The following is a 9,735-nucleotide window of genomic DNA, read 5'->3' on the forward strand; positions in this document are numbered from 1 at the left end:
TTGTTATTTCCCTGAACTTCAGTATGTTTTTGAACCTAAATCAGCTGCTTTTCTAGCTGTCTTATCTCAATATCCTACTTCGCATGATATCATAAATGCTTCCAAAAATGAAGTGTTTTCTCTCGTTTACGAAGCAACCAAGCATCGCTGCAGTTTGGATAAGATAGATAAGCTATTCAATTATGCTCAGGATACACTGGTTCCACATGTATCCGATCATATAAGATGCGTTATTTCCAACACTGTTGAAAGCATCTTCAATATTCGTGCACAATTGAAACTGATTGAAAAAGATATCAGAAAGCTTGCCGCCACTTTTAATGTTTACAGTCTATTGATGACCATCACTGGTTGTGGTCCTTTGACCGCTGCTGTTATCATCGCTGAAACCGGAGACATCTTCAGATTCAAGAATGCTGATCATTATGTCTCTTACAGCGGTTCATCGCCACGAAACAAGCGTTCTGGCAAGTCCGTGGAGATCATGGGCAAGATTTCCAAGAAAGGATCAAAATATCTGAGACACGCTCTTTACATGATCGCTGAATTTGCCAGACGGCACAATCCTGTTCTTAAGCACTTATTTGAAAGAGTGAAGAACGGAAATAAGAAGCGTCATAAACTGGCAGTTATTGCAGTTGCCAATCGTATTGCCAGATATATCTATTCAATCATGAAAAGCGAAAGCAGTTTTGTAATCATGCATGAACATATCATGCGATTACCAGAAGAAACCCGAAATACGTTCTTCAATTCAATATCTTTAGATTTTCCAAAGAATACCAGAAAACAGATTTATCAATATTCTGATGTCAATGGTGAAATTCATCGCTTTGTTTATAAAAACGAAACGACCGAATCAATAGCTTAAAAAAGCAGAAAATCTAAAATGTAAGAGCTTTCAAAATATATATTTTGAAAAGTTGTTTTTAGTGCACCCAAAAATCCACTAAATACATCAAACAACATCGGATTGCTCCTCTCAATCAGGACAAACACTATTAAAATCAATTTTTTAAATTAATTATTGACATTTAATAGTTTGTCTTTTTGACAACTATCTACATTATATGACAAAGATTTTTATATCAGAAAAAATACCCAAAGTGTGCATTTTTATAGTTAAAATATGCACAAATTTTATATATAGAATAACTTTTTTGAGTATTTTGGTAGACTATTGTCGAAAGGAGGTGAGGGTTATGTCAATTCAAAAAAAGGTTATGGCATTAGGTTTGAGTTTTCTTGTTTTAGGGGGAACAATGACTTCAGCTTTAGCTTATGTATATGAACAAGGAACAAGATATCAAACGGTGACACACAAAAATATTCCAGCTTGGGGTTATGCTCATTATGATACAACTTATGGAAGTAAAAAAACTATGACAAGTCAAATTGGTACATTAAAAAAAACATATGGAGATGCGGCATTAGGAAATTTTGCTGAATTAATTACTTCTTCTAAGACAATTATGACTAAAGCAGAAGGAATTCCATTGAATCGTGCAGTACTTGTGAGTGAACATGGATGTAAAAAAGGAACAGTTTATTTCACTGGAGTAAGATCACATGGGTTAGAACCAAGTAATACTTGTGATGTGACATTAAAATTTAGTGCGGATGACCTATTGTAAGCGAAAAAAAGGACCTAGTTGATTAATTTCGACTAGGCTTTTTTTGTTATGATGACTTCTTTGATACGACGATCTTGAATCTTGGTGATCTGGAAAGTTATGTTATCTATGTGAATTGTTTTCGTTGTACCATCTTTTGGGATAGAACGAAGATGACTATATATGTAACCACCAATGGTATTGTAGTCTTCATCTTCTGGAAATTGAATACCTGTTGCTTCAACAAGATCTTCGATATTTGTATTTCCATTGACACGCCATTGTGTTTCATTGATTTTTTGAATATCTGGGCGCTCACGTGAGTCATGTTCATCATAGATATTTCCAAAGATTTCTTCAACTAAATCTTCTAATGTAATGATTCCACTGATACCTCCAAATTCATCAATAGCGATAGCAAAATGAATATTTTTATTTTGCATATCTGCAAATAAATCATCAGCTCTCATGGAATCTGGAATAAGGTATGGTTTTGTAAGAATCTTTTCAAATGGTTTCTTTTTTGTTTGGAGATTCAACAAATAATCTCTGACATGTAAGACACCGATAATGTTATTTTCATCGTTTTGATAAACAGGATAACGTGATAATCCAGTATTTTGAATGATTTTAATAATCTCTTCTTGCGAGGCATCTGCTGAAATATAAACAATATCAACAGAAGGTGTCATAATTTCAGAGATATCTGTATCATTAAAATCAAATATATTTTGTAGCCATTCACTTTCATCTTCATCTAAAACGCCACGTTTTTCACCGAGTTCGATCATTGTTAAAATTTCTTCTTCAGTGATGCTATCTTCTTCAGCTTCTGTTTTTAAGTGTAATAGTTTTAAAACGGCATTGGTTGAAAAAGATAAGAATTTGACAACGGGGTTCATAATTTTTGCAATCATTAAAACTGTGCCACATGAGATTTTAGATACTTCATATGGTTTTTGCATGGCAATTCTTTTAGGAACCAATTCACCTAGAATTAAAGTAAAATAAGATAAAATAATTGTAATAACAATGACTGATAGTGTATCAAGGACATTTAATGGGATACTTGTGATTCCTAAATCCTGTGATACCCATTGAACAAGATACTCTGAGAAGTTATCAGCCGCAAAGGCACTTCCTAAAAATCCAGCTAACGTAATTCCAATTTGAATTGTTGATAAGAATCCAGAAGGTTCTTGTAGAAGAATTAATAAGCGTTTAGCTGTTTTTTCACCATTTTCAGCTTTTTTCTCTAACTGTGTTTTGTTTAATGATAGTACAGCAATTTCTGTTGCTGCAAAGAATGCATTCAATAAAATTAAAATAATCTGCAATAATAATTGCGAGGGTATAGAGTCCATAACTTCACTCTCCTTTTATTTTTTGGCTCTATATGTTTGTGATACAAAAAAAAGACAACTACCACAACACTGCAATAAAAGTCTCGTTATTTCATATATAAAACCGGCTAATAAACTTAGCGTGATGTCGATTATATAACATCATGAAATGATGCTAACTACTCCCTTTTATGTGTTCTATTTTATCATATTGCACGTAACTGTCAATATTGTTATGATAAGAGTATGTAAAAAATCTGATTCAAATATGATAATGTCTCAATGTATCAAGATTGATAATGTCCCAACATGTTGGGACATTATCAAATAATCCTGTTATACTATAAACCTCACTTTTTATTGGAGGTTTGATGATGAGAAAGGTTGAATTAAGAATGAATGAATTAAAAAAATATGAAATCATTAAAAAACTTGTTGAAACGAATGGCAACAAGAAACGTGCTGCCATCAAGATTGGCTGTACTGTTCGCACTGTGAACAGACTCATACTCAAATATAAAAATGGTGGCAAGGCTGCCTTTATTCACGGCAATCGTGGCAGATGTCCTTCTACCACTATCCCTCTTGATATGAGAAATAGAATTGTCTCTTCCTATATCAATGATTATTCCGATACAAATTTCACTCATTATTGCGAAATCGTTAAGGAGGATCTTGACATCAGTATATCCGATACCACTCTTAACAAATGGCTCAGAGAGGAGAATGTCCTTTCCCCTAAGGCTAGAAGAAAGACCAAGAAACTCATGAAGAAAAAGCTTAAGCAGAAGCTTGATCAGACTTCTTCTCAGAAGGTTAAGAATCAGATCAAGATGGCCATCGCTTCCGTCGATGATGAAAATGCTCATCCAAGAAGGTCAAGATGCAAATACTTCGGTGAGATGATTCAGATGGACGCCTCTTCTTTCGAATGGATTCCTGGTCATATATGGCATCTTCATCTCGCTGTTGATGATTCTACTGGCACTGTGGTTGGGGCCTATTTTGATACTCAGGAAACCTTGAATGGCTATTACAATGTTTTCTTTCAAATCTTGACTGGTTATGGTATCCCTGCCATGTTCTATACTGACAGGCGTACTGTCTTTGAATACAAAAGAAAAACCAAGGCTTTCGATGACGAGGATACCTTCACCCAATTCTCCTACGCATGCCATAACCTTGGTGTTGATATAAAGACCACAAGCATCGCTCAGGCCAAAGGCAGAATCGAGAGACTCAATCAGACCTTCCAGTCTCGATTGCCTGTTGAATTGAGACGTGCTCATGTGTCTTCCATAGAGGAAGCCAACGAATTTTTAAACTCCTACCTAAAAAAATTCAATGATCAGTTCGCTCTACACCTTAATACTACACAATCGGTATTTGAAAAGCAACCATCAATGGAAAAAATTAATTCAACACTGGCTGTTCTTTCACCGAGAAAGATTGATTCTGGTCACAGCATCAGATACAAGAATAAGTTCTATATTCCTGTTTCTGATAGAGGAGTGCCATACTATCTGAAAAAGAAAACAGACTGCATGGTCATCGAGTCATTTGATGGTGGGCTATATGTCAATGTATTGGACGAACTATTCATCATGAAGGAGATACTAGAGCATGAAAGGCATTCAAAGGAGTTTGATGGTGAAATCAAAGAAAGCAAGCCAAAAAAGCAGTACATTCCGCCAATGGAACATCCTTGGAGAAATGATGACTTTCTTGGCTTTCTAGCAAGACAAAAGCATCGTACAAACGGTGCTAATGTTTAACTTTTTTTAGGACATTTTCAAAATTGCTTGACATATTGTTATGATAAGAGTATGTAAAAAAGAGGTGAAGCATATATGAAACTTGAATTACTGGAATACGTTCATGAACATTTGCCTAGAGGCTTTACGCCTTATTATATTTATGCCATTATGGTTGATTCAATAGAAGTAGGGCGTTTAACTTTTAGAGAAGGAACCATGCAACAACACTATTTTGATGGTCATATTGGTTATCATATTGATGAAGCTTATCGTGGTCATCATTATGCTTATCAGGCTTGTTTGCTTTTACAAAAACAATTACAGTTTCATCAGGTGATTTTAACTTGTGATCCTCATAATCAGGCTTCTTTACGTACCATTCAAAAATTAGGCGCAAGATATATAGAAACAAAGGTTATTCCTGCAAAACAGCGTCGTTTTTTTGCGAGTGATGAAAAGGAAAAAATGGTTTTTATTTGGGAAATATAATGTGTTTGTTTTATAATAATGGAAAAGGAGGTATAACATGAAGTTTGTACATATTGGGGATTTACATTTAGGGAAAGTCATACATCAATATTCTTTATTAGATATTCAACGTGAATTGTTATTTGAATTATTAACATATATGGATGAACAGGATATTCGTTTATTAGTCATTGCAGGTGATGTTTATGATCGTTTGATACCAAGTCAGGAGGCAGTGAATTTATTAGATGATTTTTTAAGTCAGGCTTTATTAACTTATCATATTCAGGTTTTAATGATCAGTGGAAATCATGATAGTAGGGATCGTTTACATTTTGCAAGTTCTATTTTATCTAAAAATGGTTTACATATTGAAACATATTTAAAAGAGAATATGGCTTTTGTAGAGTATGGAAAGACAAGGTTTTATTTATTGCCTTTTGTCAAGCCATCACAGGTGAAAATGTTATATCCTGATCAGGACATGCATGATTATCAAAGTGCGTTATCTTTTTATCTTTCCAAGCAAAGTCTTGACTATGATTATCAAAATATACTGGTCACACATCAATTTGTTGGACACTCTAGTGTCACAAGTGAATCAGAAGTTCCATTAAGTGTAGGAGGCAGTGAAATCATTGATGCTTCTTTATTTGATGATTTTGATTATGTCGCTTTAGGACATCTTCATGCACCTCAAAAGGTGAAACGTGAAACGATGCGTTATAGTGGGTCTTTGATGTGTTATTCTTTTGATGAAGTGAATCAAAAAAAATCTATTGTGATTGTGGATACAGATGATTTATCTATCACAACCCATGAATTACATCCACGTCAGACTCTAAAAAAATATCAAGGTACATTTGCACAGTTTATGCAAAATGATTTTATTGAGAAAAAAGATGATTTTTTAGCTTTTGAATTATTAGATGAAACCATTGTTCCTCATGCGATTGAACAACTTCGTGTTTTATATCCTCATCTTTTACAGATCACTTATCAATATTTAATGAAACATAATCAGACAAATTCATTTCAACCGATACAATCTATTCAACAGATGGATACTTTGTCATTATTTGAACAATTTTATCAAGATGTCAAAAGTCAAAAATTAAATGATTTACAAAAAGATGTTGTGAGAACATTATTGGAAAAGGCAGGTGAAGAGAGTGAGAATTATTAAATTAACAATGAATGCTTTTATGACCTATAAAGATTTCACTGTTGTTGATTTTGAAAATATGTTAGATCATGGCTTATATTTAATTAGTGGACCAACAGGTTCAGGAAAGACTACTCTCTTTGATGCGATTACGTTTGCTTTGTATGGAGAAGCCAGTGGTTCACATCGTCATGTTTCTTTTTTTCGCAGTGACTTTGCGGATGCAAAAGATGAAACGTATGTAGAATTGACTTTTGAATTACATCAGCATATCTATACAATCAAGCGTTCACCGACTTATTATCGTGAAGGCTATAAAACACCTAAAAATGCCAATGCTTATTTAGATGATGGAGAACATATGATTGAAGGAGTTAAAGAAGTCAATGCCAAAATCAAGGAATTATTGGGTGTTGATGTTCATCAGTTTAAACAGATTGTCATGATTGCACAAGGTGAGTTTACGAAACTGATTTATGCCAGCAGTGAAGAAAGAGAACGTGTTTTACGTCATGTTTTTCATAGTGAATCACTGGTTGTTTTTGAAAATCTATTGAAAGAACAGGTGAAAACTTACAAAGATCAGTTTTTATTATCATCACAAGCTTTATCATCACGTTTTTCCATGTTGCAGCTAGATTCTGCGTTTATGAACATGCATCAACAGGAATTCCATCCTTCCTATATTCAGGAAGCCACTTTGGAAAATGAAAAGCTTCATGATCAGTTACAACACTATCAGACATCGTATCAAAATGCGAAGGCAAGCTATGATCAGTTTGCGAATCTTTATTATCAAAAACAACAACAAAATCTTCAATTATCAGAATTACAACAAATCACACAACAATATCAGACTTTACAAAATCAAGAAAAGATGATGGCTTCATTGAAACATGATTTAGATCAAGTGACAGCCATCAAAGATCATCAATCTTTATTAGACCAGTATCAACAAATCAAACTGTCATATCAACAGGCCATGAATCAAAAACAAAAAGTTCATAAACAGTTAGAAACTTCTCAAAAACAGTTTGAACAGCTTGAAAGAGAATATCAGCAATTAGAAAAAGAAAAACAACAAAAAGATCAGCTTTTATTAGATATTGATAATACCAAACAATCTTTAGAAAAATATCAACAATATCATCAGCTTCTTCAACAATATCAAAACCAGTACAAACAATATCAATCTATGCAAAACGATTATCAAAATTTACAGTCACGCTATGAAAAGCTAGACAATCGCATTCAACGTGATCAGGAAAATGTCAATCGTTTACCGCGTTTAGAATTGGAATTAGAACAAAATGAGAAAAATGTCAAAGATATTAATAAAAAAAGAGTCATGATTCATGAACTCAGTCAGTTTTATGATGAATGGAAATCTTTAGAAGATCATCACTATGATTTGTCAGTGAATTATCAAAAGAAGCATCAAAAATATGAAGATATATTAGTCAAATATCGCCATGAAGATGAACTTTTCCGTCGTCAACAGGCAGGCATTTTAGCATCTCATTTAAAAGAAAATGAACCTTGTCCAGTCTGTGGCTCAACGCATCATCCTCATTTGGCTCAACTGGAAACATCGGTTTTATCTTCTCATGAATTAGAGAATTTATCTCAACAGGTAGAAGTGCTTAATCAACAACAACAGGAAGCATATCAGGAAGTTTTCCAACAAAATGAACTTGTTCAACAAATGAAAACACGTATTGAGATGTTAAAAAAACAGCTGGATATTCAAGAAGAATTATCAAAAGAAGTTTTTATTCGTTTATTATCTGATATTGTACAGGTTATTGATGAACAGGAAAAAACATATCAGAAAAAATATAATGATGTGATTTATTTAAAGAAGATTCAAAAAAATCTGAAACAGGATCATCTTTTACTTCAACAACAGAATCAATATCTACAGGATATGCAAAATCAGATCATTGATAAAGAAAAACAGTTATCTTTATTACATCAACAATATACACAGCTTCAAGAAGAATATCATTTGTCTAATGAACAAGATATCTCTGTTTTATTGAAACAGCAACAAATACAATTTCAACAGCTAGATCAGCATATTCATGATATTGAAAATCAATATCATCAATGCCAAAAAGATATTTCTGTTTATACGCATCAGCTTGAAACATTCTCTAGTCAAATAGATGATTTAGAATCAAAGCAACAAGCATATACACAGCGTTATCAGGCATTTATTGATCAATACTTTGATAGTGAAGAACAGTTTTTAGATTATCAAAAACGTCAACAGTCTATTTTTAATCAGGAAAAAGATTATCAGAATTATATCATTCAAAAAGAAGCATTAGGGAAACAAAAACAGCTTTTAGAAGAGAAAACCAAAGATTATCACATGACTGATTTGTCTTTAGAAAAACAACAGTTAGATGCATTGGCACAAAAACGTGATGAAACTTATACACAATATCATGAGACTTTACATGTTTATAAGCAAAATCAGGAAACATTAGATCAGTTAGATAAGGATTATCATAAAAATCAGGATATTTTTGAAAAGTATACACTTTATCAGGATTTATATGATTATACATCAGGAAAGAATCCTTTACGTATGTCTTTTGAAAGATATGTTTTATCAGCTTATTTTGAACAGATTCTCGAATTTGCAAATATTGAGCTATTAAAAATGACACAAGGACGATTTGCCTTGTATCGTAAAAAAGATGTCAAAGGTGTTAAACAACAAGGATTAGATTTAAGTGTTCTGGATTATGAAACGGGAATGATGCGAGATATTCAGTCTTTATCAGGTGGAGAATCTTTTAAAGCGGCTTTATCACTGGCTTTAGGTCTATCATCCATGATCCAAAATTATGCCGGCGGCATTGAATTGAATACGCTATTTATTGATGAAGGTTTTGGGACTTTAGATCATGAATCTATTGATCAGGCTTTATCAGTTTTAATGGATTTAAAGAATGATCATAAGACGATTGGTATTATTTCTCATGTTGATGAATTGAAAGAAAGAATTGATACTCAGATTATTGTGGAAAAAGGACAACAGGGCAGTTCATTACATATCGAAAGGGGTTAAGCCAAATGGAAATGATTTATAAATATCATCGTATGACAGCCAAGGTTTCAGGTTTTGGAATCACTGAATATCGTTTTGAAAAGTTGCATGAGATCATTGATAGCTATGCAAGTGAAGGATGGCGTTATGCGGGTTGGATTCCAGTTTTGCAAAGAGGCAATGGTTACATAGAAGAAATAGATTTGGTTTTTGGTGAAATGAAAAACTAAATTCCACTTTGTATATTTAAATTCAACTCTTCTTGTGGGAGTTGAATTTCAAATTGCAAAGTGATTTTTTGTATTATAAAAATCACCTTCAGATATTG

At 33.1% G+C, this 9,735-nt stretch carries 8 protein-coding genes; 7 read left to right on the top strand and 1 reads right to left on the bottom strand.

What is annotated here, in order from left to right:
- Both B5E48_RS12585 and B5E48_RS12590 read left to right on the top strand, forming a co-directional pair.
- Positions 1-871 (top strand): transposase (locus tag B5E48_RS12585; protein ID WP_143747028.1); only part of this gene is annotated, 871 nt, incomplete at its 5' end.
- Between the two features lie 331 nt (positions 872-1,202).
- Positions 1,203-1,634: a hypothetical protein gene (locus B5E48_RS12590; protein WP_087305415.1), complete on the top strand. Its 432-nt coding sequence runs from the start codon at positions 1,203-1,205 to the stop codon at positions 1,632-1,634.
- A 32-nt stretch (positions 1,635-1,666) separates the two neighbouring features.
- Here the strand turns inward: B5E48_RS12590 and B5E48_RS12595 are convergent, their stop codons facing one another.
- Positions 1,667-2,977, bottom strand: coding sequence for a hemolysin family protein (locus tag B5E48_RS12595; RefSeq protein WP_087305417.1), 1,311 nt, complete (start codon positions 2,975-2,977; stop codon positions 1,667-1,669).
- A gap of 353 nt (positions 2,978-3,330) precedes the next feature.
- On the opposite strand from B5E48_RS12595, the gene B5E48_RS12600 reads away from it, so the two are divergent.
- From B5E48_RS12600 to B5E48_RS12620, 5 genes are all read left to right on the top strand, one after another.
- Positions 3,331-4,731, top strand: a complete 1,401-nt coding sequence (locus B5E48_RS12600) for an ISNCY family transposase (protein WP_206407346.1) — start codon at positions 3,331-3,333, stop codon at positions 4,729-4,731.
- Positions 4,732-4,806: 75 nt separating this feature from the next.
- On the top strand, positions 4,807-5,202 hold the full coding sequence (locus tag B5E48_RS12605; protein ID WP_087243965.1) for a GNAT family N-acetyltransferase: 396 nt from the start codon (positions 4,807-4,809) through the stop codon (positions 5,200-5,202).
- 37 nt (positions 5,203-5,239) lie between these two features.
- On the top strand, positions 5,240-6,367 hold the full coding sequence (locus B5E48_RS12610; protein ID WP_087305419.1) for an exonuclease SbcCD subunit D: 1,128 nt from the start codon (positions 5,240-5,242) through the stop codon (positions 6,365-6,367).
- Positions 6,354-9,428 carry an AAA family ATPase gene (locus B5E48_RS12615; RefSeq protein WP_087305421.1) on the top strand — a complete coding sequence of 1,025 codons (3,075 nt, stop codon included), beginning with the start codon at positions 6,354-6,356 and terminating at the stop codon, positions 9,426-9,428. Before B5E48_RS12610 ends, B5E48_RS12615 begins: the two co-directional genes overlap by 14 nt.
- A gap of 5 nt (positions 9,429-9,433) precedes the next feature.
- Entirely contained in the window at positions 9,434-9,637 is a 204-nt protein-coding gene (locus tag B5E48_RS12620) for a DUF4177 domain-containing protein (protein ID WP_087305423.1), read from the top strand.
- The last annotated feature ends 98 nt before the right edge of the window (positions 9,638-9,735 follow it).

It is taken from the genome of Massilimicrobiota sp. An105 (assembly GCF_002161155.1).
Lineage (GTDB): Bacteria > Bacillota_I > Bacilli_A > Erysipelotrichales > Coprobacillaceae > Allocoprobacillus > Allocoprobacillus merdigallinarum.

What these genes read in the sequence shown, in the direction of transcription:
- B5E48_RS12590 (WP_087305415.1), top strand. Translation starts at nt 1,203, where the DNA reads ATGTCAATTCAAAAAAAGGTTATGGCATTAGGTTTGAGTTTTCTTGTT.
- B5E48_RS12595 (WP_087305417.1), bottom strand. Translation starts at nt 2,977, where the DNA reads ATGGACTCTATACCCTCGCAATTATTATTGCAGATTATTTTAATTTTA.
- B5E48_RS12600 (WP_206407346.1), top strand. Translation starts at nt 3,331, where the DNA reads ATGAGAAAGGTTGAATTAAGAATGAATGAATTAAAAAAATATGAAATC.
- B5E48_RS12605 (WP_087243965.1), top strand. Translation starts at nt 4,807, where the DNA reads ATGAAACTTGAATTACTGGAATACGTTCATGAACATTTGCCTAGAGGC.
- B5E48_RS12610 (WP_087305419.1), top strand. Translation starts at nt 5,240, where the DNA reads ATGAAGTTTGTACATATTGGGGATTTACATTTAGGGAAAGTCATACAT.
- B5E48_RS12620 (WP_087305423.1), top strand. Translation starts at nt 9,434, where the DNA reads ATGGAAATGATTTATAAATATCATCGTATGACAGCCAAGGTTTCAGGT.